We start from the raw sequence: 22315 nt of genomic DNA on the forward strand, positions 1-22315 counted from the left end.
CCCGGGAGCTTCGGCCCCCGGGGCGCGGTCGCGTTTCTCCGCATGAGTCGCCAGGACTTGTCGCCTCGCCGAGGGCGGGGGCGACAAATCCTGGCGACTCACGCATGGGGGCGCAAGCCGTCGCCGAGCCCGTCGCACCCCCCGAGACTAGAATCGACAGACGCGCAGACCTCTGCGCGCACCGCACGAGAGGAGTCACATGGCTCTCCTACCCGGCATCCACGGTCCCCGTGACCTCGACGACCTCACTCCCGACCAACTGCGACAGCTCGCCGCCGAGATCCGCTCCTTCCTGGTCGAGAACGTCGCCCGCACCGGTGGGCACCTCGGACCCAACCTCGGCGTCGTCGAGCTGACGATCGCCCTCCACCGCGTCTTCGACTCCCCAGCCGATCCGATCATCTTCGACACCGGACACCAGTCGTACGTGCACAAGATCCTGACGGGCCGTCAGAACTTCGCCGACCTGCGCTCTCGCGGTGGGCTCGCGGGCTACCCGCAACGCTCCGAGAGCGAGCACGACATCGTCGAGTCCTCGCACGCGTCGAGCTCGTTGAGCTGGGCGGACGGCATCTCCCGCGCCTTCTCGCGTACGGGTCGCAAGGACCGCCACGTCATCGCCGTGGTCGGCGACGGTGCCCTCACGGGCGGCATGACGTGGGAGGCGCTGAACAACATCAGCGACGACAACGACCGCAACCTGGTCATCATCGTCAACGACAACGGCCGCTCGTACGCCCCCACGATCGGCGGCATGGCGCGCTACCTCAACCGTGTGCGCACGAACGAGGCCTACCGTCACCTGCACCAGAGTTCGGCCACGCTCTTCCGACGCCTCGGACCGGCCGCCCGCGCCGTGTACCGCGGGGTTCGCGGCGGAACGCACGGCTTCCTCTCGCGCTTCACGAACAACGAGGCGCTGTACAGCAACCTCGACATCAAGTACCTGGGGCCCATCGACGGCCACGATTTCGAGTCGCTGCTCGAGACCCTCGAACTGGCGAAGTCCTACGGTGCGCCCGTCATCGTGCACGCGATCACCGACAAGGGCAGCGGCTACGCCCCGGCGATGAGCGACGCCGCCGATCAGTTCCACGCCGTCGGCAAGATCGACCCGATCACGGGCGAGGCCCTCGGCTCGGGCAGCGGCCCGCAGTGGACCGACGTGTTCGCCGACGAGCTCGCCGCGGTGGGCGCCGAACGCGAAGACGTCATCGCGATGACGGCCGCGATGCTGCGGCCCACCGGGCTGCAGCCGTTCGCCGATCGCTTCCCCGAGCGCGTGTACGACGTCGGTATCGCCGAGCAGCACGCCGTGGCCTCCGCAGCCGGTTTGGCCTTCGGCGGTCTCCACCCCGTCGTGGCGCTCTACGCCACGTTCATGAACCGCGCCTTCGACCAGGTCATGATGGACGTCGCCCTGCACAAGGCCGGCGTCACGTTCGTCCTGGATCGCGCGGGAGTGACCGGGCCGGACGGCCCGAGCCACCACGGCATCTGGGACCTGGCGATGCTGCAGTTGGTACCCGGCATCCGAATCGCCGCGCCGCGCGACGCGACCCGCCTGCGCGAGGAGTTCCGCGAGGCGGTCGCCGTAGCCGACGCCCCCACCGTCGTGCGCTATCCGAAGGGCGGCGTCCCCGCGGACCTCGACGCGATCGAGCGCCTGCCCGACGGCGTCGACGTGCTCGCGCGCGGGTCGTCGGACGACGTGCTGCTGGTCGGCATCGGCCCCATGGTGCATTTGGCGATGGAGGTCGCGGAGCGCTTGAGGGCCCAGGGAATCGGAGCGACGGTCGTCGACCCCCGCTGGGCGATCCCCGTACAGCCCTCGATCGTCGAGCTCGCGGGCTCCCACCGCCTCGTCATCACGATCGAGGACGGCATCCGGGTCGGCGGCGTCGGTACCCGCGTGCGTCAGGTGCTGCGCGAGGCCGGTGTCGACACGGCAGTGGACGAGCTCGGCATCCCCGACGAGTTCATCGACCACGCCACGCGCGAGCAGATCCTCGAGGACGCCGGACTCACGGCCGCGAAGATCGCCCACGACGTGGTCGCACAAGTACTCGGTACCCGCATCCCGATGGCGCGCCAGACCGAACCCGTCTGGCTGCCGGACGCCCGCGTGCGCGACGACGCCGAACGCTGACACAGGTTCCCAGAACAGGGGACGCGCCGAGAACAGGCTGATATCCACCGATCCGGCCTGTTCTCGGTGCGGAGCCTATTCTCAGCGCAGGCCCGCACGCACGAGAACGGTGCCGCCCCCGCGGGGACGGCACCGTTCTCGTCGGTTCAGCCGCCGATGCCGCGGATGGGTGGGTGGTGGAACGTGTCGCCGAAGGCGCGCTCGGACGCCCCCTCACGGTCGAGGTACGGCGAGGCGCCGCCGTCGATGAAGGGCCAGCCGGCGCCGAGGATGAGGCACAGGTCGATGTCTTGGACCTCGGGGACCACACCTTCGTCGAGCATGATCTTGATCTCCTGCGCGAGGCCGTCCTGCACGCGGGCGAGGATCGTCTCGGCGGCGACCGGGGTTTTGCCGGTGACGAGCACCTTCTGCGCGGCCTTGGTCCAGCCTGTCACCCGGCCGCCCTTGTCCTTCTCGACGACCTCGGGCAGGGCCGCGAGCTCGTGGAAGTTCTCGGACGCGAAGAACCGGTCGGGGAAGGCCCCGGCCATCGTGTCCTGCACGTGCGCGGCGACCTTCCACCCGACCAGGTCGATGAGCTGGAACGGCCCCATCGGCAGCCCGAGCGGCGCGAACGCCTTCTCGACGACCGTGATCGGGGTGCCCTCGTACACCGCGCGCGCGGCCTCGCCCATGACCTTGGCGAGCAGCCGGTTCACGACGAAGCCCGGGGCGTCGGCGGTGAGCACGGCGTTCTTGCCGAGCCCCTTCGCGACGACGAACGCCGTCGACAGCGCGGCCTCGCTCGTGGCATCCGTCTTCACGATCTCGATGAGGGGCATCACCGCGACGGGGTTGAAGAAGTGGAAGCCGACGAGGCGCTCGGGGTTCGCCAGCGCCGAACCGATCTCGGCGACCGACAGCGACGAGGTGTTGGTCGCCAGAATCGTGTCGTCGGAGACGATCTTCTCGATCGCCGAGAACACCTCCTGCTTGACGCCGACCTCTTCGAACACGGCCTCGATGACGAAATCGCAGTCGGCGAACTCACCGCGATCGGTCGTGCCGTGCACGAGCGCCCGCAGCTGGTTGGCGGTGTCGGCGTCGAGCCGGCCCTTGGCCTCGAGCTTCCCGATCTCGTCGCGGATGGATGCCACGCCCTTGTCGACGCGGCCCTGGTCGAGGTCCGTGATGACGACGGGGACCCGCAGCTTCCGCACGAACAGCAGCGCGAACTGGGAGGCCATGAGGCCCGCGCCGATCACGCCGACCTTCGTGACCTTCTTCGCGAGCGCCTTGTCGGGAGCACCGACCGGCCGCTTCGCGCGCTTCTGCACGAGGTCGAACGCGTACATGGATGCCGCGAACTGGTCGCCCGTGATCAGATCGGCCAGTGCCTCGTCCTCGCGGGCGAAGCCCTCGGCCTTCGTGCCGCTCTTGGCTTTGTCGAGCAGATCGAGCGCGACGTAGGGGGAGCGGGGGACCGTCCCGATCTTGCTCTCCAGCATGCCGCGGGCCATCTTGATGGCGATGGGCCACTTGGTGAGGCGCTCGAGCTTGCCGGGCTCGTTCTTGCGCTCGACCTTCACACGACCGGTCAGCACGCCGTCGGCCCACCGCAGCGAGTCCTCGAGGTAGGAGGCCGCCGGGAAGATGGCATCCATGATTCCGAGGTCGAAGGCCTGCTGGGGCTTGAGCATCCGGTTCTGCTTGAGCGGGTTGGACACCACAACCTCGAGCGCGTTCTCGATGCCGATGAGGTTCGGCAGCAGGTAGGCGCCACCCCAGCCGGGGATGATGCCGAGAAACACCTCGGGCAGCGCGACCGCCGCGGCCGAGGCGTCGACGGTCCGGTACATGGAGTTCAGCGCGATCTCGAGACCGCCGCCGAGGGCGAGGCCGTTGACGAACGCGAAGGACGGCACGCCGAGTTCGGAGAGCGAGCCGAGCACCTGGTGCCCGCGCTGGGCGATGAGGCGCGCGATGTCCTTGGAGGGGAGGTTGGCGACCTCGGACAGGTCGGCCCCGGCCGCGAGGATGTACTGCTTGCCGGTGATCGCGACCGCGTGGATCTCTCCCGCCGCTGCGCGCTGCTTCAGCGTCGCGAGCGTCTCGCCGAGCTCGGCGAGAGTCGCGGGCCCGAGGGTGTTCGGACGCGTGTGGTCGCGACCGTTGTCGAGCGTCACGAGCGCGAGCACGTTGCCCGAGGGCAGGCGCACGTCGCGCACGGGGGAGTGGGTGACGACCTCGTCGCCGGTGAGGGCGTCGAGGGGCGAGAAGTCGATGGCGTCGTAGTCGGTCACTTGCGCTTCTTCTTTCCGTCGAAGAACGGGTTCTCCCAGATCACCGAGCCGCCCTGGCCGAGACCGACGCACATGGCCGTCAGGCCGTACCGCACGTCGGGACGCTCGGCGAAGTGCGCGGCGAGCTGGATCATGAGACGGACACCGGATGCCGCGAGCGGGTGGCCGAGGGCGATCGCGCCGCCCCACGGGTTCACACGCGGATCGTCGTCGGCGATGCCGAAGTGATCCAACAGTGAGATGACCTGGATCGCGAAGGCCTCGTTGAGCTCGAACAGACCGATGTCGTCGATCGTGAGTCCGGCCTTCTTCAGCGCCTTCTCGGTCGACGGGATCGGACCGATGCCCATGATCTCGGGCTGGACGCCGGCGAACGCGAACGAGACCATGCGCATCTTGGGCTGGAGGCCCAGTTCTTTCACCGCGTCCGCCCCGGCGAGCAAGCTGATCGTCGCGCCGTCGGTCAGGGGCGAAGAGGTACCGGCGGTCACGCGCCCGTGCGGGCGGAACGGGGTCTTGAGGGATGCCAGGCCCTCGAGGGTCGTCTCGGGGCGGCGCCCCTCGTCCTCCGTGGCGAGGCCCCAGGCACCGTCGGCATCCTTCACCGCGACGGGCACGAGGTCGGGCTGGATCTTGCCCGCCTCGTAGGCCGCCTGCACCTTGTGCTGGCTCGCCATGCCGAACCGGTCGGCGCGCTCCTTGGTCAGGTGCGGGAACCGGTCGTGGATGCGCTCGGCGGTCACGCCCATGTTGAGCGCGCCCGGGTCGACGAGCTTCTCGGCGACGAACCGGGGATTGGGGTCGGCGTTCCCGCCGATGGGGTGGTGCCCCATGTGCTCGACGCCGCCCGCGAGGGCGAGGTCGTACATGCCGACGCCGATCGAGGCGCCCATCGTGGTGACGCTCGTCATCGCACCGGCGCACATGCGCTCGATCGCGAGTCCGGGGACCGTCATCGGCAGCCCAGCGAGGATCGCGGCGGTGCGACCGAGGGTCAGCCCCTGGTCTCCCGTCTGCGACGTCGCGGCGATCGCCACGTCGTCGATCCGATCCTTCGGCACCGTGCCGTTGCGCTCCATCAACCCGATGATCGCTTTGACGACCAGGTCGTCCGCGCGGGTGTTCCAGTACATGCCCTTCTCGCCGGCGCGCCCGAACGGGGTTCGCACACCATCGACGAAGAAGACGTCAGACATCTCGGCCACTCTGCCTCCATACATTGGGATGCAACCAGCCTAGGAAACGCCCCGCGACCCGAAGAATCGGTTGTCCGAACCTACGAAGTCGGTTCCCCCGCCTCGGGATCCTCGTTGAGGGAAGCTACAAAGCTATCGGCGATCACCTGTGCGGTCTGGTCAATCTGCCACGGGCGAGCACCCAACTCCGCCAGAACGGTCGAGACCGACGCCGCGGTGATCTCGGTGGGCGGAGTCCACGCCACGCGGCGCAGCGTCTCGGGAGTGAGGAGGTTCTCGGTCGGCATCCCCAGGTCTTCGGCCCGGGCCTCGACGGCCGGGCGGGCCGCCTTGAGTCGGCGGTCGGCGTCGGGGTTGCGATCGCCCCATGCGCGCGGCGGCGGGAGCGTGTCGCTGGGCACGCGGTCGGGCGGCAGCTCGGTCGACTCGCGACCGGCGACGATCGCGTTCCACCAGCGGTCCAGCTGTGTGCGGCTCGCGCGCCCATTGAACTCCTTGATGCCCGCGAGCGCCTGCTTGCTCTGCGGGTCGGCGAGCACGGCGGCGACGAGGGCACGGTCGGGCACGAGACGGCCGGGGGCGACGTCCTGCTCGCGCGCGTAGTCCTCGCGGGCCTGCCAGAGCGCACGCGCCACTGCCAGCGACCGCCGGCCGCGCACGGTGTGCAATCCGCTCAGTCGGCGCCAGGGGTCGTCGCGTGGCGGCTTCGGCAGACGCGAGAGCACGGCCTCGAACTCCTGCCGGGCGAACTCCGTCTTGCCCTGCTCCTCGAGCTCGGCGACGAGTTTGTCGCGCACGTCGATGAGATGCTCGACGTCGAGCGCCGCGTACTCGAGCCATGACGCCGGCAGCGGACGCGTGGACCAGTCCGCCGCGGAGTGGGCCTTGGCGAGGACGATGCCGAGGGTCTGCTCGACGACCGCGCCGAGGCCGACCCGCTCGTGACCCAGCAGGCGCGCACCCAGCTCGGTGTCGAAGATCTCCCGCGGCTCGAGTCCCCGTTCGCGCAGCGACGGAAGGTCCTGGCTCGCGGCGTGGAAGACCCACTCGACGTCGCCGATGGCTTCCTGCAGCGGCGAGAAGTCCTCGATCGTGGACGGGTCGAACAGAAAGACCCCCGCCTCCCGGCGGAACACCTGGATGAGGTACGCCCGCTGCGAATAGCGGAATCCCGACGCCCTCTCGACGTCGACCGCGACCGGTCCGACCCCGGATGCCAGGGATTGCGACGCTGCGCCGAGACCGGCGGCATCCTCGATGACGGTGTACTCACTCACGCGGGGGCCTCCGGGCTCCGAGAACCGCAACGCCCTCCGATCCCGGTGGGAGACCGGCGAGCATGCAGACAAGCTCCGCCCACGCTTCGAGGTGAGGGCGGAAGGGACCGCGCGGCGACCATGACGCGCGAAGTTCGATCTGCGACCCCTCGCCCTGCGCCGCGAGCGCACCGAAACCGGTCGACAGCGTCTTTGTCGCCGTCCCGGATTCGGAGTGACGCTCGGCACCGCGAGAATCGAGGGCATCGATCAGCCACGACCACGCGACCTCCGCCAAGAGAGGATCGATGCCGATCTCGGGCTCGAGGGGGGCCTGGGCGAAGCAGACGACGCGCCACGCGCCACCCCACGCCTCAGGCTCGTCGGGGTCGTGCAGGAGAATGAAACGCCCGGTGCCGAACGGCGAGTCCGTCGCGTGTGCATCGGGACGCACATCGCCGGCGAGAGCGAGCGCCTGCGGCGCCAGACCCGCCGGGGAGGGGATCTCGCGCACCACGAAGTCGTCGCGGAACGTCGTCGCGCGCAACTCGTCGGCCGCCCGGGCGAAGGGGGTCGCCGCCTCGGGTGAGCGGGGGTCTGTCACGGCCACAGACTAGAGTGAGGCCTCGATGAACGCTCCCAGGCGCGCCGCGAGGCGCCGTGCCCCGCACCCGGCGGCCGGACCGCTGCGGATCGCCCTCACGGCACTGACGGCCGCCCTGGGCCTCAGCGCCACCGCGCTCGGAGCCGTCTCGTTGCGGATGGCGCGCACCGTCGTGACTCCCGCGGGCCGCATCCCCGACATCGAGGTGGTGAGCCTCGACGTCGCCGCCCAGACGGTGACTCTTTCGCGCACACCCGACACGGTCCTGCCCGGCAGGTACGGCCTGTTCACCACGGGCACCGCCGACTACCTGCGGCTCGGATCCGTCGTGAAAGAGGATGCCGCGACGGTCACCCGCAAGCTCCTCACCCACGTACCCGCGGACGCGCAGCTCGCCCCCGCGGCCGCCTTCAGCGGCTGGTACTACGACAAGCCCGACGACCTGCAGATCCCGTACCGCAACGCCCTCATCGGCACCCCGGTCGGCCCCTGCCCGGCGTGGGAGTTCCCCGCGGCCATCGACACCGACGTGTGGGTCATTCAGGTGCACGGTCGGGGCACGACCCGCGCCGAGGCGCTGCGGGCAGTGCCGGTGTTCCACGACCTCGGCATCACGAGCCTCGTCGTGTCGTATCGCAACGATGGCGAGGCGCCGCGCAGTCGCACGGGCACGTATGCCCTCGGCGCCACCGAGTGGCGCGACGTCGATGCCGCCATCGGCTACGCCCGACGGCAGGGTGCGCGTCGCATCCTGCTGATGGGCTGGTCGATGGGCGGAGCGATCTGCCTCCAGACCGAGTTCTCGTCACCCCACCGCGACGTCCTGGTCGGGCTCGTCCTCGAGTCGCCGGTCGCCGACTGGCGCACCGTGCTGCGCTACCAGAGCCGGGAGCTGCGACTGCCCGCCCCCGTGCTCGGCTTCGCGCAGCAGATCCTGGGATCCGAGTGGGGAGCCGTCCTCACTCGGAGCGGCTCCGCCATCCCTCTCGACCGGCTCGACGCCGTCGCGCGCGCGGACGAACTGCGGCATCCGGTGCTGATCCTCCACAGCGACGACGACGGATTCGTGCCGAGCGACGCCTCGCATGCCCTCGCCGAGGCGCGCCCCGACCTCGTCGCGATGGAGACGTTCTCGGTCGCCCGGCACACGAAGCTGTGGAACTACGACCAAGACCGGTGGACGCGCGCGATCACGGAGTGGGTGCGGGCGCGAGGACTCGCGACCGGGGAGTGAGGCGGATGCCGCGCGTCAGGCGCCGCTCTTGGCGCGCACCTGACGCTTCGCGCGCATGAGCATGCCCGTCATCCCTGCGATGCGCAGAGGGCTGACCGCGCGGGTCAGGCCGATGCTCTGCGGGAAGTCGTCGGGGACGGCCAGGACCTCGTCGACCGAGAGGCCGGTGAGACCCTGGGCCAGGATGCTGGCGAACCCCCGGGTCGTGGGAGCCTCCGCGGGCGCGGTGGCGTGCATCGCCACGAGTCCGGCCTCGTCGACGTCGACCACGATGTAGACCGGCGACTGGCACTCCGCGACACGCTCGCACATCTCGGGGTGATCGGCGTACTGCGCCGGCACAGCGGGCAGCTCCTGCGAGAACTCGAGCAGCAACTGCAGACGGTCGGGCTCGTCGAGCTCGAGGAACTCGTCGCGGATCTCGGCGAGGCGGGCGGGGAGAGTGGTCTCGGACATCACCGTCATCCTCCCACGCCCACCGGGTCCGGGCTCAGCGTCCGGGGACCTCGCCGGGGTCCGGGCTCAGCGTCCGGGGACCTCGCCGGGTTCCGCACCCGAGACGATCGGCACGCGCACGGCGCTGCCCCACTCGGTCCACGACCCGTCGTAGTTGCGGACGTCCTCGAAGCCGAGCAGGTGCTTCAACACGAACCACGTGTGGCTGGAGCGCTCCCCGATGCGGCAGTACGCCACGATCTTGTCGCCGTCCTGCAGTCCCGCGCCGTCGCGGTACACGGCATCCAGTTCTTCGCGCGACTTGAAGCCCCCGTCCTCGGCCACGGCCTTGGCCCAGGGGACGCTCTGCGCGCTCGGGATGTGACCGGCACGCAGCGCCCCCTCGTCGGGGTAGGCCGGGGCGGTCGTCCGTTCGCCCGAGTACTCCTCGGGGGAGCGGACGTCGATGAGCGGGTTGCCGAGGTGCGCGAGGACGTCGTCCTTGTACGCGCGGATGAGCGAATCGTCGCGCTCCACGACGGGGTAGTCGGCGGGCTCGACGACCGTCTTGTCGGTGGTGACCGGCCGCCCCTCCGCGATCCACTTGTCGCGCCCGCCGTCGAGCAGACGCACGTCTTCGTGGCCGAACAGGGAGAACACCCACAGCGCGTAGGCGGCCCACCAGTTGTTCTTGTCGCCGTAGATGACAACCGTGTCGTCACGGGAGATGCCCTTGCGGCTGAGCAGTGCGGCAAATCCCTCGCCGTCGACGTAGTCGCGCACCACGGGGTCGTTCAGCTCGGTGTGCCAGTCGACCTTGACCGCTCCGGGGATGTGCCCGGTCTCGTACAGCAGGACGTCCTCGTCGGATTCCACGACCACGAGGCCCGGCTGCCCGAGGCGTTCCTGCAGCCACTCGCCCGTGACGAGGCGGCCGGGTTCGGCGTACGCGGCGAACTTGGGGGAGGTGGTGTCGAACTCGACGGTCACGGTGTCTCCTCGGTCGGGGTGGGGGAGCGGGCGGCGTAGGGTGGACACCGCACCTTCGACCCTAGGACCGCCGCGTCGAAGCAGGCACCTCTCCGTAAGACTGCGACACAGGACGGCCATGACCTCTACGCCTGCGACGACCGGCGTCGTGCACCTCATCGATCGTGAGCCGGCCATCTCGGGCGCCGAGATGGTGAGCGCCCTCGTGCCGCCGCCGCAGTTCGACGGCGCGACCTTCGAGTCGTACCGGGCGGATGCCGCTTACCCGTCGCAGCAAGAGGCGAAGGAGCTGCTCGAGGCGTTCGCCGGACGCACGAACGCGCCGGCGAAGAAGGGCGGGTTCTTCCGCCGCGCCGAGAAGACCCCGCCGATCAAACCGGGCGTCTACCTCGACGGCGGATTCGGCGTGGGCAAGACCCACCTGCTCGCCGCGATCTACCACGCGATGCCCGCGCGGCGGAAGTACTTCGGGTCCTTCATCGAGTACACCGCCCTGGTCGGGGTCCTCGGGTACGCCAAGGCCGTCGAGCTGTTCCGCGGCTCCGACCTGCTGTGCATCGACGAGTTCGAACTCGACGACCCCGGCGACACGATGGTCATGACCCGGCTGCTCGGCGAGCTCGTGGCATCCGGAACCCGTCTGGCGGCCACCTCGAACACCCCGCCGAACGCGCTCGGCGAGGGACGCTTCGCCGCCCAGGACTTCTTGCGCGAAATCCAGTCGATGGCCGACAGTTTCCGCACGATCCGTATCGACGGCACCGACTTCCGGCAGCGCGCGATCGACGGCGAGGCCCGCGTCCTCTCGGATGCCGACTACGCCGACGCGATCCGGGATGCCGCCGCCCGTGGCGTCGCCACCGACGATGAGTTCGGCGCCGTCGTGGCGCACCTCGCCCGCGTGCACCCGTCACGGTTCATCCGCCTCATCGACGGCGTCGACACCATCGGGCTGCGCGACGTGCAGGTCCTGCACGATCAGTCCGCCGCCCTGCGACTGGTCGCCTTCATCGACCGTGCCTACGACGCGCAGATCCCGATCCGTGCCACGGGGGTGCCGCTGAACACCGTCTTCGCGGACGAGATGTTGTCCGGCGGATACCGCAAGAAGTACCTGCGGGCCGTGTCACGCCTGGTGGCGTTGACGCACTCCTGAACGACCCTTTCATCGCGGCTTCGCGGCACGGGGAAATCTGATGTTTACACGCGACCGTCCGCTGTAACGCACTCGAAACACGAATCCCACGCCGGTGGAAACCGGGGCTGTGGACACTGAGGGGACCCGACGCTACACCTGCGTCCCTGCAGAGAGGTTCTCTTCGAGATGGATCAAGGCAACACCGCATTCATCCTGATAGCAGCGGCACTCGTGCTGCTCATGACGCCAGGACTCGCGTTCTTCTACGGCGGACTTGTCAAGGCCAAGAGCGTCATCAGCATGATGATGATGAGCTTCGGCGCCATGGGACTCATCGGAGTCCTGTGGGTCCTCTACGGCTACGCGATCGCCTTCCCCGCCACTGAGGCGGGCACCACGCAGGCCCCGTGGGCCATCGACTTCAACGAGCTCGGCCTCTCGGGCGTGCTCGAGACGCCGGAAGGCGCCGCCTACCCGCCGCTGGCCTTCGTCGCCTTCCAGGCCACGTTCGCCATCATCACCGTCGCGCTGGTCTCGGGTGCCATCGCCGACCGCGCCAAGTTCGGTTCGTGGATGGTCTTCGCCCTCATCTGGTCGACGGTCGTCTACTTCCCGGTCGCCAGCTGGGTCTTCAACTTCGGTCTCGCCGAGGACGGCTCGTTCTCGTACGGTGGCTGGATCACGAAGGGCATGCAGGACGTCTTCGGCGTCGGTGCGATCGACTTCGCCGGTGGTACCGCTGTCCACATCAACGCCGGTGCCGCAGCTCTCGCCCTCGCCCTGGTGCTCGGCAAGCGCGTCGGCTTCCAGAAGGGCGCCCACGTCCCCCACAACCCGCCGTTCGTGCTCCTCGGCGCGGGCCTGCTGTGGTTCGGCTGGTTCGGCTTCAACGCCGGTTCGGAACTCGCCGCCGACGGCACCGCCGCTCTCGCCTTCGTCAACACGATCGCCGCTCCCGCCGCCGCTCTGCTGGCCTGGCTGATCGTCGAGAAGTTCAAGGACGGCAAGCCGACCTCCGTCGGCGCCGCTTCCGGCGCGGTCGCGGGTCTGGTCGCGATCACCCCCGCGTGTGCCGCGCTCGACCCGATCTGGGCGATCGTGCTCGGCCTGCTGGCCGGTGCCGTCTGCGCGCTGGCGATCGAGCTGAAGTTCAAGCTCGGCTTCGACGACTCGCTCGACGTGGTCGGCATCCACCTCGTCGGCGGTCTGCTCGGCACGCTGTACCTGGGCGTCTTCGCCCGGAACACGGGCCTCATCGAGAGCGGTTCCTTCAACCAGCTGCTCGTCCAGGCCATCGCCGCGCTGGCCGTCCTGGTCTACTCCTTCGTGCTGGCCTACATCATCGGCTTCGCGATCGAGAAGACGATGGGCTTCCGCGTCAAGAACGAGGACGAGATCGCCGGCATCGACACCGTCGTGCACGGCGAAGAGGGCTACGTCCTCAGCGACACCCGCGGCTGACACCCGCACCCGCTCGACGGGGCGTCACGGATTCGTCCGTGGCGCCCCGTTCGTCGTGCGTCCGGCGGCGCGCGGCAGTCTGTCTAGGGTGAGGGAATGGGAACCGCGTCGCGCCTCGTCTCCGCCCTCCTGAGGGCCTTCCGCCCCTCCAGCCCCGTGCGGCGCTCCGCCCCCGCTCCTCGGCCGCAGGAGACCGGACGAAGGGCCGACGCCGTCCGGCCGGGCCAGGCGGCCGGTGAGACGGCGACCGTCGAGGTGGCACCTCCGCGCCGGCTGACCCTGACGTATGCTCCCACGCGCGATGGCGCCCCCGACGGCGGCGAGATCATCTGGACGTGGGTGCCCTACGAAGAGCGCGACGGCCGCGGCAAGGACCGACCGGTGCTCGTCATCGGACGAGCGGATGCCACCCGCTCCTACGCCGTGCGCCTGACCAGCAAGCCGCACGCCGGCGACCGCGACTACCTCGCCCTGGGCACGGGGGAGTGGGACCCCCAGGGTCGCCCCTCGTGGGTCGACATCGAGCAGGTGTACCTCGTGCACGACGCCGGCATGCGCCGCGAGGCCGCGGCCCTGGACCGACGCCGTTTCGACGCCGTGGCATCCGCTCTCGCGCAGCGGTACGGGTGGCGCCTGGGCTGACCCCCGGCTCGGCGCCGCGGCGCGGGCCGCAAAACTGCACGCCGCTGACAAAACCACAGCAGCCTGCAATGGAGATGTCAGGCGGGTGCAGTCTCGGCGTGCGTGCCCGGCATCACGAGACCGTGGGCAGCACGCGGACCAACGTGTCGGCCGCGAGCGACAGGTTCGCAAGTTGGAACCAGATCACAGCCCCTGCGATCGCAACGAACCACAGCGTGTCGACGAGGGGGCTGCGACGGATGATCCGCTGCACGACGAGGGCGACCGGTGTCGCCATCGCGATAGTGGCTCCGGCAACCTGCGCGAACGCCATACGCACGTAGTCGTGGGCATCGGGACTGGACGATCTGGTGAAAGCTATTCCGAGCGCGAACGGCACGACCAGGACGCCCACCACAAGGATGACGCCGGAGGAGAAGCCGCCAAGGCGCGTGCCGGGCATCGGACGCGTCTCGGTCTGGGTCACGGGTCGAGTCTAGGAAGACGGGCGTCGAGACCATAAGGCCCTCGGCAGGAGACGACGAAGCCCCCGGCGAACCGGGGGCTTATGCGGTGGGCAATACCAGACTCGAACTGATGACCTCTTCCGTGTGAATCTATCCAAGCGCATATAACGCCGAGAAGCAGCATGTAGCGACACGCAGCTTATCCCAGGTCAGCGGTTTAATCTCACGTAACGACGCGAAGGCCGGTATAGCCGCGAATAGTCGCGGCCTGCTCCACGTTCGCCCCATGCGGGGACCGCATCGCGTGTTCGATGTCGCTCGCCTCGGGCTGGAGGAAGTGCGCGTAGATCTCGGTGGTGGTGATGCTTGCGTGCCCGAGCAGATCGGCGATCCGGCCGAGCGGCACACCGTCTTGTGCGAGCCAACTTGCGTAGGTGTGTCGGAGGTCGTGCAGGCTGATCCCGAGATCGCCGAGGCCGGCCGCTTTCAGTGCTGGGATGAGGATGCGTTGTGAGAAGTTCCGGTCGTCACGTGCGCCTCCCTGTACTGCCGGGAACAGCAGGCCTGAGGGGCACTTGCCGTGTCGGTGCGGGAGGCCGCACCCGGTGGGCTCGGGCACGTCAAGTTCATCCACGGCCCATTGCAGGACCGGCACGCGCCTGATCCGCCGACCTTTCGGGTAGGGCTTGATCTCGCGTCCATCCGTCACGTCGGCCACGGTCACGAACCCGCGTCGCAGATCGAGGTTGTGGATGTGCAGGCCGGCCAGTTCACCCCAACGGATGCCGGTGCCGACGAGGAAGTCGAGCACGGCGCGGTCCTGCCGGTCAGCGACCTTGGCGACGAGCGCGGCGTATTGCTCGCGCGAGAGGAATACGGGATCAGTTGGTGGGTTCGGTGGCAGCTTGATTCTGACGGCGGGGTTCTCGGAAATCAGCTCGGCGTCGAGCGCCGCCATGAGGGACGAGCCGAACAGGTTGAGGTAGCGTCGCGCGGTCGCGGGCTTCCGATGACGAGGAGCGTCCTCGGAGCCTATGTTCTCTGCGATCAGCGCAGTGGCCCACGCCTTGACGTCCTGCCGCGTAATGAGCGCGAGCGGCTTATCACCCCAACGGGGCATCAGGTGCATAGCGACCACACCGGCTTCGGTCCTGCGCGTTTCGGGCTCGATTGCGCGAGACGGCCACCAGATATCGTGCCACTCGCGCCAGGTGATGAGGCCCGCGCGCGGGTCACGCCAGTCTGGTCGCTTGACCTTCCCCTCAGCCTCGATCGCGGCGTCCCGCGCAGCCTTCTTGTGGGAGAACGTGCCGGGGAGGCTGATCGCGTCACCGTTGGGTAGACGGTAGCGGGCGCGATACCGGCCCGACGGGAGCTTTTCAGTCCATGCCACGAGTGTTCACCGAGCCGTGTTCGTCTGTGCGGGAGCGTCGATCGACGCTAGAGCGAAACAAGGTTGGGGCACCATGTTCAGGGCAATGGCCATCGGGGAAGAGTTCACGCTGCTCGACGCAATATGCGAGGCACGCGAGCGGGGACTTTCGCTGGAGGAGTTCATCGCTGAAGCCGTTCGCGAGCGCGACCGATCAGAGTCTCTGGGGTGACGCCGAGGGCGGTCGTGAACTCGATGAAGGCCCAGAGGGGCATCGGGCGCTCCTTGCGAAGGTAGTTACGGGTCGAGTCGTAGGGGCGGCCGACTCGAACGGAAAGCTCCCGCATCGTGATGCCGGTCGCGCCCAGTTCGCCGTTCAGCTCGTCGATGATCGCGGCTTGTAGCGCGTCGTCAGATTCGGTCATGCGGCCCATCATATTGGCAAATCGACCAGACGGAAGGGCCGTATTGCCCAATCGTGTGTGTTGAGTTTGGTCATACGACCCACTACGGTGGACGCATGACCAACCCCCACGCGATTGTCGAGCGGATCGAGCAGGCGCGGCTCGCAGCACACCGGAGCGTTGCATGGCTATCCGAGGCCACGGGCATCGCGGACAAGACTCTGCGGCGGCGCCTCAACGCGCCGGACCAGTTCACGCTTGCGGAGTTGAACGCCATCGCCACTGCCCTCGGCGTCACGCTTGAGTACCTCTTCGCCCCGGCGGCCGCAGCGAAGGTAGCGGCCTGATGGCTACCTACCTCACGACGGCGGAGGCCGCGAAGACAGCACGGAAGCACCCCGTCACGGTCCGCAAAGCGCTCGAGAGCGGTGAGCTGCACGGCTCGCAGCGAAGCGTGGGAGGTCGATGGACGATCCGCGAGGACTGTCTCGAGGCGTTCATTGAGGGGCGCCCCTGTGAGCACAAGGCGCGGGGCAAGCGATCGAACGTCACGCCCATTGCGGGCCGGGTGGCATCATGACCGATCGCGACGCGGGATGCTGTCAGGCGGCGTCAGTCCGTGACGCCTGGCGCGCTGAGCGCGATGCGTTCAACGGCGGCAGCGAGAGCCGCACCAGCTCGCTCGACGCGCGATTCCCAATCGTCTCGGGAGACATCCTCGTGGGCACTCACGAGGCCGACCCTACTGCCGTGCGGGAGTTCGAGCTTCGTCTAGCTGATGAATATCTTGAGCGTCTGTTGGCGTGGGTTCCCGATCTCGCTGAACCAGCGGATGTCGAAGGCTACCGAGATGCCGAACTGGGTGGGAGGGCGGAACATCCGGTCGGCTCGGGCTTGTCGGATCGCGAGGTCTTCAATGAGCGCGTGATCCTGCCGCTGTTGCGGCAGCTCCGGGAACACGATGACAAAGCTCTCCAGACGGGCTATGCGTCCGTTCGGGGTTACCACCTCCTCGACTTCGTCTCGTTTGACGAGGACGGTCGTGTTCACTGCGACATCGCGGCCGTGGTTGGTGACGGTGACGATGGACGTCTCCTGATCCCACTTCGCGCGCCATTCGACGTGCGATGGGTCGCGCTGCTTCGCGGCCTCGTGGACGGCGATCGAGTTCGCTTCCTCACTGAGTTTGTTCGCGTGCTCGGCAATGTCGTTTGCTTCGCGGGCCTTCCCGAGCGCCTCCGCGGCGAGGTCGTTCGCGGCCTTCGCGAACTTGTTGGCCTGCTTCGTGCGGCGATTCGCGACGCTCGCAACGACCAGACCGCCGATACCGGTGGCAGCGCCAACGGCAGCGGCGATCGCTTCGACCCCTGACCACTCATCCATAACCCCGGAGCGTACAGGCGGCTCCGAGGTCACTTCGATCGACACCCGACTGAAGGGCACATCATGACGGTTCAGCATTCCAACCCTGTTCGTTCCATCTTCGACGCCGACGCGGCAGTGACGGGCGCCGTCGATCGCGGCGCTGTCTTCCTCGACGAGGGCGGGAAGCCTCGCGCGGAGGCGATCGTGGTCCCCGCGCGGTTCGCGGGCGGCCCGTTCGTCGTCGATACGACGACGAACGGCGCGGCGGGCACGTCACACCGCGTCGTCAACCTCGAGGTGCCCGGCCTCGGCGACATCGATCTCTTCCCGCACGAGGCGGTCGACCTCGCCCGCGCCTTGCTCTCGCGTGTGCGGTTCGCGCAGGAGTTCAGTGGTTCGGGGGACGCGGCGTGACTGCCGAGGACCGGCGTCGGCCGTCGCCGCCGCCGTCCCCGCGGCAGGTGATCACTGACGCCCGCGAGCGGATCGAGCTGGCATCCCGCAACGGGGGCGAGGCGGAGCTGCGGGAGGTGCAGCAGACCATGGCGCGTCTGACGGTGCACTCGCTCGCTGGCCGTGATCCTGGCCCCGCGTACGACTATGCGCTGGTCTCCGCCGAGGCGGAGGACGCGCTACGTCTGGCGATCGCGAAGCGGGTCTACCCGCGCGCTGTCGGGCGAAAGTCCTGGCGTCAGCCCGAGCCCGCGAGGGCGGTGTCATGAGCGACACCATGCGCACGGTCGCCGTACCTGGCAAGCCCATCCACTACGCCCGGGAGAACGCGCGAGTCCGGGTCGAGCGGCTGGAGCGGGTCGCCCGCGCTGGCCGTGACGCGAAGCGACTCGAGCGCGCTGAGCGGTACACCGAGCGGCGTGAGCTTCGCCGCCCCGCCGACGTCGTCGACAGCTTCCTGGCCGTCGAGGTCGGCTGACCAAATCCCCGAGGCGCATCCTCCCGGCACATGGCCGGTGTCCTGCGCTGCCCACCTATCGACTTGAGGAGTCGACCGTGAACCCCGATCCGATCGTCATGGAGTACATCACCCGACGAATGGCGGAAGCGAGAGCCGCTCGCGCCGCCCGTCAGGAGCAATTGCATCGCGCGGCTGTGGCCCGCCGTCGCAGGTCGAAGCGGGGTGGGAAGCGATGAGCACGACGCTGGTTGCCGCGGAGTCGCTCAGCACCGCCGACGTCGCGCGAGCGTTCGGTGTGCTCGAGATCGCCGTCAGCCTGCCCGCCTCGCTGTTCGCGCTCTACGCGCAGCATGACCCGCTCCCGCTGCTGGTGAGCACCCCCTGCCCCGCGTGCGATACCGGGGTTCGGACGTTCGATCTCGAGTCGCGCCTGTTCGGATGCCTCGTCTGCGAGTACGCGAGCGATGAGAGGGACGCATGAGCACGCCGCCGACGGGCCGCACGTATGGCGACCGCGAGCAGACGCCTGTCCCGCACCCGGCGAACCGGTGCCCGACGACCGCGACGGAGGACCGTCCTCACGCGCCGCATTCCACGCTGACGCACGCGTGCAAGGTCGAGGTCGGCCACGAGGGCGATCACCGCTGCGTGTGCGGGAAGACGTGGCCGCCGCTCGTCGGCGCGAGGGGAGCGACGGCATGACCCCTGAGGACTACATCCCGTGGCAGGTGGGCCTCCCGCTGGCCGCCGTGCTGTGGGTTGTCGTGATCGGCATGTGGCGGGGCTGGTGGGGACGGTGACCGAGTATCAGGGTGCTGTCCTCGGGCTCGACGAGGAGACGTATCACGCACACCCGGCGCTGTCGTCGACCGGCGCCCGGCAGTTGCTCGAGGCACCCGCCCGGTTCGAGCACGCTCAGTCGCAGCCGCGCGCGCCGCGGAAGGCGTTCGACGTCGGCACGCTGGCGCATTCGAAGGTGCTCGGTGTCGGCGCGGGCGTGGCCGTCTACCCGGACGGTGCCGGCGACCACGTGTTCGCTGACCCGGAAACGGGGGAGGAGTTCGACAACGTGCTCGCGTCGAACGGGGCTGCATCGACGAAGCTCGCGAAGTCGTTCGAGGTGTGGGCACGCACGCAAGGGTTGGTGCCGCTCAAGCGCGCCGAGGCCGACGAGGTCAACGCTATGGCGGAGGCGGTGCTGTCGCACCCGACCGCGCGTGTCCTGCTCGAGCAGGCGGGGCATCCCGAGGTGTCCGTGTTCGGCACCGACCCGGCGACGGGCGTCGAGTGCCGCGCCCGGTTCGACTTCCTCGGCCGGGTCGGCGTCGACCTCAAGACGTTCTACGGGGCGGCGACGCCGGTCAAGTTCGCGAAGACCGTCGCCGACCACGGATACCACGTGCAGAGCGCGCACTACGAGGACACCCTGTCCTTCATCGGCGAGCAGATCGACGCGTTCGCGTTCATCGTCGTCGAGAAAGACCCCCCGTATCTCGTCGCCGTGTTCGTCCTCGACGACGACTACCGCGAGATCGGCGCCGCCCGCGCCAAGCGCGCCCGCGAGCTGTTCGCGGCATCCCGGGATTCGGGCGTGTGGCCCGGCTACCCGTCCCAGATCCAGATCGCGCGCCCGCCGCAGTGGGCCGTCCACGACCACATCGACGCCACGGAGGCCGAACGATGACCGACGTTCTGCTGCCTACCGACGAGAAGCCGTCGCGCATCCATAGGCCCGCCGCGGCCCCGGTGCCGCTCCCGGTCGACGACGTCGCGCAGACGCTCGCCGAGTACACGCGCTACGCCCTGTCGACCGGCGCTCGCCTCGAGATCGATCCGGTGGAGTTCACCGCCGACGGTGAGGTGTGGGTGCCGCTGTGGCTCCGCGCCGAGCACCCGGAGGCGGCGCGCGCCACGGTCCGACGCGACGGCATCCCGACGGTGGTCTACCGGCGATGGGCGGAGGCGCTACCCGGCCCGCTGGTTACGACGACCGACGGTCGTCTGTGGCGCGACATCTGGGAGGCGAACCCGACCGAGCGTCTCGAGTCCTACGTGCTCCGCGCAGCGCTCGCGCGCGCGTTCGCTGACGTCATCGGCGACCGGCCCGAACCGGGCAAGCCGGTTGCACGGCCCGTCGAGCGCAAGTCGGAAGAGTTCATGGCAGACCCGCCCATCCCCGAGTTCGAGCGGCTGGCGGACGAGATCCTCGCCCGATACGAGGCAGCAGAATCGCCTATCGCGTCGATCGCGGCGTACCCGCAGGAGGCGGCCGTGATGCCGACGACTCGCGTCGAGTCCCGTCCTGGCCCCACGTCGTCGGCGTCGCGTCCTGCCGTCGTGCCTCGACCTCCGGCGCCGAACGTTCCGCACCTGGAGAACGTCAAGCCGGTGTCGCGGAAGGCGAAGTCTCGCGGCGATCGGGACAGCGGTCGGCGCGGGGGTGGCCGGTGGTGACGGTGCGCGCCTCGGAGGAGGCAATGGCTCCGGTGCTCGCGCTCGGCGACATCCTGACGGTGTGCCGTCGCTGCGGCGTTCCTCGCCGTGAGCATCCGGTCTGGCAGGACGCGGGTCACGCCTACGTCGGTCTGACGCAGCGCGAAGCCGAGGCGCTCGTGCAGGAGTCCTCTGGGGGTGAGCTGTCGTGGCCCGCGCAGTGAAGCACCGTACGGGTGCGGGTGCGGCGATCAACCCCGACCACGTCGTGATGCACCGGGCGATCGTGGTCGGCGTCGCGGTCACCCTGCTCGCGGCGGTGATGACGTCGTGGCACGGTCTGTCGCTGATCGCGGAATGGCAGGGGCTCCCTGAGCCGATGCGGTGGCTGACGCCCGTGATGGTGGATGTCCCGCTCGTGGTGCTGACGGCGGCGCGTGGGGCGCTTGCGAAGCGTGGCATCCGTGCTCGCGGGATGCTCGCCGGGATCGTCGCGCTGACCGTGTTCTCGTCGGCCGCGAACGTCGCTCACACCATCGCCGGGGCAGACCTGGCATCCGTTCCCCTCTGGGGTGGTGCGGTGACGAACGGTCTGGCGCCGTGGCTCATCCTCGCGATGACGGAAGTCCTGTGGCTCGTGGTGACGCGTCACCCGGCCCCGCCCCGACCGCCCGCGAAACCGCGGCCGAAGCGACCGAAGGGGGCGGGCTCGTGATCGTCCTCCTCATCGCGGCGCTGCTGCTGACCGCGGCCGCGGCCTACGGGTTCGCTCACGCGCTCGCCCGCGGAGCATGGTCTGGCGTCGTCATCTTCCTCACAGCGTTCGCATTCGCGTCGCTGCTCGTCATCGCACTCACCCGAGAGGTCATTACGTCATGAGCGTGAAGGAGCAGATGGGGTACGCCCTCGCGTGTGACTTCCCGGGCTGCTCGGTCCAGACTCGCGACCTCGGCGACTACGGGTTCTGGGGCGACATCGGCTCGGCGGTCGACGAGTGGACCGACCACGACGGGTACTCGGGTGATCTCGGCGACTTCTGCTACGAACACACGGTCTGGTCCGACGAGGAGGACGAGGAGTCCGACGGCGAGCGGGTGCCGATGCAGCACACGCTCGAGAACCTGTTCGCCCTGGCCGAGCGGCGTGTGCGGGAACGGATTGACGTGTGCACGCGCAGCGCGCTGCTGAGGCACGAGCGCCGCTGCGCGGACATGGCGCAGCGGGACGCGAACCGCCGAAGCTACGCAGAGCGTTCGCTGCGCGACTTAGCTGAGCGTCTGGCGGCGCTCCCGTGACCGGCCCGGGGGAGTTCAAACCGGCGACGGTGGAGCTGATCTGGGAGCGCGACGAAGGGCGGTGCGCGCTCTGCGGCGTGGGGCTCCACTACCTGCTGCGGGGCGACCTGTGGTCGGCGCATCACCGTGAGGATCGGGGTATGGGCGGCGTGAAGCGCGCCCGGCACGGGCGGGTACAGCCTCGCGCCTACCTCGCTCTCGCGGCGAACGGTGTCGCGCTGTGCGGCTCGGGAACGACCGGATGCCACGGAGACGTGACCCGCGAGAAGGTGCCCGCTCATTACGGGTTCACCGTCTCGCGGATCGGTATCCGCCGCCCGGTGGACGTCCCTATCCGGCACTACCTGCACGGGTGGGTGCTCCTGGACAACGACGGCGGGTTCTCGCCTGTCGAGGAGCCTGACGCGAGGGAGCTTGCCGCGTGAACGGCTCAGGCGAGGTGGGGGTGTTCAACCCTCAGGCGGGCGATGCGCGACGCGAGGTCGGCGGCGGCCGTGGTGTCGCCGTAGCTGCTGGCGACGCTCAGGTGGTACTCGAGCCCGGCAAGATCTCGGGCGGGGTCGACGGGCTGGCTGCGGATGGTGTCCCCGTTGGGGGTGGCGGCTTCGATCACGGCGGTGAGCTTACGGCCGCGGTCAGCTCAAAAAGCGCTCGTGCTCGGCTGGTTGAGGTTGACGGAGTTGTCATCTATCTCTGC

29 protein-coding genes are annotated in these 22315 nt (G+C 69.1%); 18 read left to right on the plus strand and 11 right to left on the minus strand.

The genetic code is table 11. The features are described from left to right. The first annotated feature begins 199 nt into the window (after positions 1-199). Entirely contained in the window at positions 200-2149 is a 1950-nt protein-coding gene (dxs, locus tag FE256_RS02035) for a 1-deoxy-D-xylulose-5-phosphate synthase (protein WP_138172563.1), read from the plus strand. A 146-nt stretch (positions 2150-2295) separates the two neighbouring features. On the opposite strand, the gene FE256_RS02040 is transcribed toward dxs, so the two are convergent. The 4 genes from FE256_RS02040 to FE256_RS02055 all read right to left on the minus strand — a co-directional run bounded on the left by FE256_RS02040 (position 2296) and on the right by FE256_RS02055 (position 7490). Continuing rightward, positions 2296-4434 (minus strand): 3-hydroxyacyl-CoA dehydrogenase NAD-binding domain-containing protein, encoded by a 2139-nt coding sequence (locus FE256_RS02040; RefSeq protein WP_138172564.1) that lies wholly within the window; start codon positions 4432-4434, stop codon positions 2296-2298. Further along, positions 4431-5639, minus strand: coding sequence for a thiolase family protein (locus FE256_RS02045; RefSeq protein WP_138172565.1), 1209 nt, complete (start codon positions 5637-5639; stop codon positions 4431-4433). The genes FE256_RS02040 and FE256_RS02045 overlap by 4 nt, the downstream gene beginning before the upstream one ends. Positions 5640-5710: 71 nt before the next feature. Beyond that, positions 5711-6907 (minus strand): ribonuclease D, encoded by a 1197-nt coding sequence (locus FE256_RS02050; protein WP_138172566.1) that lies wholly within the window; start codon positions 6905-6907, stop codon positions 5711-5713. Continuing rightward, positions 6900-7490, minus strand: a complete 591-nt coding sequence (locus FE256_RS02055) for a DUF3000 domain-containing protein (protein WP_394529552.1) — start codon at positions 7488-7490, stop codon at positions 6900-6902. Before FE256_RS02055 ends, FE256_RS02050 begins: the two co-directional genes overlap by 8 nt. A gap of 25 nt (positions 7491-7515) precedes the next feature. Between FE256_RS02055 and FE256_RS02060 the strand changes: the two genes are divergently transcribed. Next, positions 7516-8724, plus strand: coding sequence for an alpha/beta hydrolase family protein (locus FE256_RS02060; protein WP_138172568.1), 1209 nt, complete (start codon positions 7516-7518; stop codon positions 8722-8724). 15 nt (positions 8725-8739) lie between these two features. On the opposite strand, the gene FE256_RS02065 is transcribed toward FE256_RS02060, so the two are convergent. Together FE256_RS02065 and FE256_RS02070 are read right to left on the minus strand one after the other, a co-directional pair. Continuing rightward, complete coding sequence (locus FE256_RS02065; RefSeq protein ID WP_138172569.1) at positions 8740-9180, minus strand: SufE family protein; 441 nt, start codon at positions 9178-9180, stop codon at positions 8740-8742. A 66-nt stretch (positions 9181-9246) separates the two neighbouring features. After that, a complete protein-coding gene (locus FE256_RS02070) occupies positions 9247-10149 on the minus strand; it encodes a sulfurtransferase (RefSeq protein WP_138172570.1) in 903 nt (300 codons plus the stop codon). Between the two features lie 118 nt (positions 10150-10267). Between FE256_RS02070 and zapE the strand changes: the two genes are divergently transcribed. From zapE to FE256_RS02085, 3 genes are all read left to right on the plus strand, one after another. Next, entirely contained in the window at positions 10268-11305 is a 1038-nt protein-coding gene (gene zapE, locus FE256_RS02075; protein WP_138172571.1) for a cell division protein ZapE, read from the plus strand. A 168-nt stretch (positions 11306-11473) separates the two neighbouring features. Further along, positions 11474-12748, plus strand: a complete 1275-nt coding sequence (locus tag FE256_RS02080; RefSeq protein ID WP_138172572.1) for an ammonium transporter — start codon at positions 11474-11476, stop codon at positions 12746-12748. Between the two features lie 96 nt (positions 12749-12844). Beyond that, positions 12845-13390: a type II toxin-antitoxin system PemK/MazF family toxin gene (locus FE256_RS02085; protein WP_138172573.1), complete on the plus strand. Its 546-nt coding sequence runs from the start codon at positions 12845-12847 to the stop codon at positions 13388-13390. Positions 13391-13502: 112 nt separating this feature from the next. Here FE256_RS02085 and FE256_RS02090 read toward each other — a convergent pair whose 3' ends face one another. The 3 genes from FE256_RS02090 to FE256_RS02100 all read right to left on the minus strand — a co-directional run bounded on the left by FE256_RS02090 (position 13503) and on the right by FE256_RS02100 (position 15633). Next, positions 13503-13856: a hypothetical protein gene (locus FE256_RS02090; protein ID WP_138172574.1), complete on the minus strand. Its 354-nt coding sequence runs from the start codon at positions 13854-13856 to the stop codon at positions 13503-13505. Between the two features lie 203 nt (positions 13857-14059). Continuing rightward, on the minus strand, positions 14060-15229 hold the full coding sequence (locus FE256_RS02095) for a tyrosine-type recombinase/integrase (protein WP_138172575.1): 1170 nt from the start codon (positions 15227-15229) through the stop codon (positions 14060-14062). 161 nt (positions 15230-15390) lie between these two features. Further along, positions 15391-15633, minus strand: coding sequence for a hypothetical protein (locus FE256_RS02100; protein ID WP_138172576.1), 243 nt, complete (start codon positions 15631-15633; stop codon positions 15391-15393). A 95-nt stretch (positions 15634-15728) separates the two neighbouring features. Between FE256_RS02100 and FE256_RS02105 the strand changes: the two genes are divergently transcribed. Together FE256_RS02105 and FE256_RS18615 are read left to right on the plus strand one after the other, a co-directional pair. After that, a complete protein-coding gene (locus tag FE256_RS02105) occupies positions 15729-15959 on the plus strand; it encodes a helix-turn-helix domain-containing protein (protein WP_138172577.1) in 231 nt (76 codons plus the stop codon). After that, complete coding sequence (locus tag FE256_RS18615; protein WP_138172578.1) at positions 15959-16192, plus strand: helix-turn-helix domain-containing protein; 234 nt, start codon at positions 15959-15961, stop codon at positions 16190-16192. Before FE256_RS02105 ends, FE256_RS18615 begins: the two co-directional genes overlap by 1 nt. A 191-nt stretch (positions 16193-16383) precedes the next feature. Here the strand turns inward: FE256_RS18615 and FE256_RS02115 are convergent, their stop codons facing one another. Then, positions 16384-16995, minus strand: coding sequence for a hypothetical protein (locus FE256_RS02115; protein WP_171024144.1), 612 nt, complete (start codon positions 16993-16995; stop codon positions 16384-16386). Between the two features lie 63 nt (positions 16996-17058). Between FE256_RS02115 and FE256_RS02120 the strand changes: the two genes are divergently transcribed. From FE256_RS02120 to FE256_RS02165, 11 genes are all read left to right on the plus strand, one after another. Then, positions 17059-17391, plus strand: a complete 333-nt coding sequence (locus tag FE256_RS02120) for a hypothetical protein (protein WP_138172580.1) — start codon at positions 17059-17061, stop codon at positions 17389-17391. A 47-nt stretch (positions 17392-17438) separates the two neighbouring features. After that, on the plus strand, positions 17439-17699 hold the full coding sequence (locus FE256_RS02125) for a hypothetical protein (RefSeq protein WP_171024145.1): 261 nt from the start codon (positions 17439-17441) through the stop codon (positions 17697-17699). After that, complete coding sequence (locus tag FE256_RS02130; RefSeq protein WP_138172582.1) at positions 17696-17908, plus strand: hypothetical protein; 213 nt, start codon at positions 17696-17698, stop codon at positions 17906-17908. Before FE256_RS02125 ends, FE256_RS02130 begins: the two co-directional genes overlap by 4 nt. 214 nt (positions 17909-18122) lie before the next feature. Then, the gene (locus FE256_RS02135; RefSeq protein ID WP_138172583.1) at positions 18123-18371 is read left to right on the plus strand and encodes a hypothetical protein; all 249 of its coding nucleotides are present in this window, start codon (positions 18123-18125) and stop codon (positions 18369-18371) included. Positions 18372-18686: 315 nt separating this feature from the next. Next, a complete protein-coding gene (locus FE256_RS02140; protein WP_171024146.1) occupies positions 18687-19574 on the plus strand; it encodes a PD-(D/E)XK nuclease-like domain-containing protein in 888 nt (295 codons plus the stop codon). Then, positions 19571-20344, plus strand: a complete 774-nt coding sequence (locus FE256_RS02145; protein ID WP_138172585.1) for a hypothetical protein — start codon at positions 19571-19573, stop codon at positions 20342-20344. Before FE256_RS02140 ends, FE256_RS02145 begins: the two co-directional genes overlap by 4 nt. Positions 20345-20367: 23 nt before the next feature. Next, positions 20368-20547 carry a hypothetical protein gene (locus FE256_RS02150; RefSeq protein WP_171024147.1) on the plus strand — a complete coding sequence of 60 codons (180 nt, stop codon included), beginning with the start codon at positions 20368-20370 and terminating at the stop codon, positions 20545-20547. Beyond that, entirely contained in the window at positions 20532-21038 is a 507-nt protein-coding gene (locus FE256_RS02155; protein WP_138172587.1) for a DUF2637 domain-containing protein, read from the plus strand. The genes FE256_RS02150 and FE256_RS02155 overlap by 16 nt, the downstream gene beginning before the upstream one ends. Beyond that, positions 21035-21202, plus strand: coding sequence for a hypothetical protein (locus FE256_RS17990; protein WP_171024148.1), 168 nt, complete (start codon positions 21035-21037; stop codon positions 21200-21202). The genes FE256_RS02155 and FE256_RS17990 overlap by 4 nt, the downstream gene beginning before the upstream one ends. Continuing rightward, positions 21199-21618, plus strand: coding sequence for a hypothetical protein (locus FE256_RS02160; RefSeq protein WP_138172588.1), 420 nt, complete (start codon positions 21199-21201; stop codon positions 21616-21618). The genes FE256_RS17990 and FE256_RS02160 overlap by 4 nt, the downstream gene beginning before the upstream one ends. Further along, complete coding sequence (locus FE256_RS02165) at positions 21615-22043, plus strand: hypothetical protein (protein ID WP_138172589.1); 429 nt, start codon at positions 21615-21617, stop codon at positions 22041-22043. Before FE256_RS02160 ends, FE256_RS02165 begins: the two co-directional genes overlap by 4 nt. A gap of 5 nt (positions 22044-22048) precedes the next feature. Here FE256_RS02165 and FE256_RS02170 read toward each other — a convergent pair whose 3' ends face one another. Then, positions 22049-22231, minus strand: a complete 183-nt coding sequence (locus FE256_RS02170; protein ID WP_138172590.1) for a hypothetical protein — start codon at positions 22229-22231, stop codon at positions 22049-22051. Between the last annotated feature and the right edge of the window lie 84 nt (positions 22232-22315).

The organism is Microbacterium sp. 5K110 (assembly GCF_005774735.1).
Classification (GTDB): domain Bacteria; phylum Actinomycetota; class Actinomycetes; order Actinomycetales; family Microbacteriaceae; genus Microbacterium.

Excerpts from the sequence above, each read along its gene's own strand:
- dxs (WP_138172563.1), top strand. The coding sequence starts at position 200 with ATGGCTCTCCTACCCGGCATCCACGGTCCCCGTGACCTCGACGACCTC.
- FE256_RS02060 (WP_138172568.1), top strand. The coding sequence starts at position 7,516 with ATGAACGCTCCCAGGCGCGCCGCGAGGCGCCGTGCCCCGCACCCGGCG.
- FE256_RS02065 (WP_138172569.1), bottom strand. The coding sequence starts at position 9,180 with ATGTCCGAGACCACTCTCCCCGCCCGCCTCGCCGAGATCCGCGACGAG.
- zapE (WP_138172571.1), top strand. The coding sequence starts at position 10,268 with ATGACCTCTACGCCTGCGACGACCGGCGTCGTGCACCTCATCGATCGT.
- FE256_RS02080 (WP_138172572.1), top strand. The coding sequence starts at position 11,474 with ATGGATCAAGGCAACACCGCATTCATCCTGATAGCAGCGGCACTCGTG.
- FE256_RS02085 (WP_138172573.1), top strand. The coding sequence starts at position 12,845 with ATGGGAACCGCGTCGCGCCTCGTCTCCGCCCTCCTGAGGGCCTTCCGC.
- FE256_RS02100 (WP_138172576.1), bottom strand. The coding sequence starts at position 15,633 with ATGACCGAATCTGACGACGCGCTACAAGCCGCGATCATCGACGAGCTG.
- FE256_RS02105 (WP_138172577.1), top strand. The coding sequence starts at position 15,729 with ATGACCAACCCCCACGCGATTGTCGAGCGGATCGAGCAGGCGCGGCTC.
- FE256_RS18615 (WP_138172578.1), top strand. The coding sequence starts at position 15,959 with ATGGCTACCTACCTCACGACGGCGGAGGCCGCGAAGACAGCACGGAAG.
- FE256_RS02115 (WP_171024144.1), bottom strand. The coding sequence starts at position 16,995 with ATGGATGAGTGGTCAGGGGTCGAAGCGATCGCCGCTGCCGTTGGCGCT.
- FE256_RS02120 (WP_138172580.1), top strand. The coding sequence starts at position 17,059 with ATGACGGTTCAGCATTCCAACCCTGTTCGTTCCATCTTCGACGCCGAC.
- FE256_RS02130 (WP_138172582.1), top strand. The coding sequence starts at position 17,696 with ATGAGCGACACCATGCGCACGGTCGCCGTACCTGGCAAGCCCATCCAC.
- FE256_RS02135 (WP_138172583.1), top strand. The coding sequence starts at position 18,123 with ATGAGCACGACGCTGGTTGCCGCGGAGTCGCTCAGCACCGCCGACGTC.
- FE256_RS02145 (WP_138172585.1), top strand. The coding sequence starts at position 19,571 with ATGACCGACGTTCTGCTGCCTACCGACGAGAAGCCGTCGCGCATCCAT.
- FE256_RS02150 (WP_171024147.1), top strand. The coding sequence starts at position 20,368 with ATGGCTCCGGTGCTCGCGCTCGGCGACATCCTGACGGTGTGCCGTCGC.
- FE256_RS02160 (WP_138172588.1), top strand. The coding sequence starts at position 21,199 with ATGAGCGTGAAGGAGCAGATGGGGTACGCCCTCGCGTGTGACTTCCCG.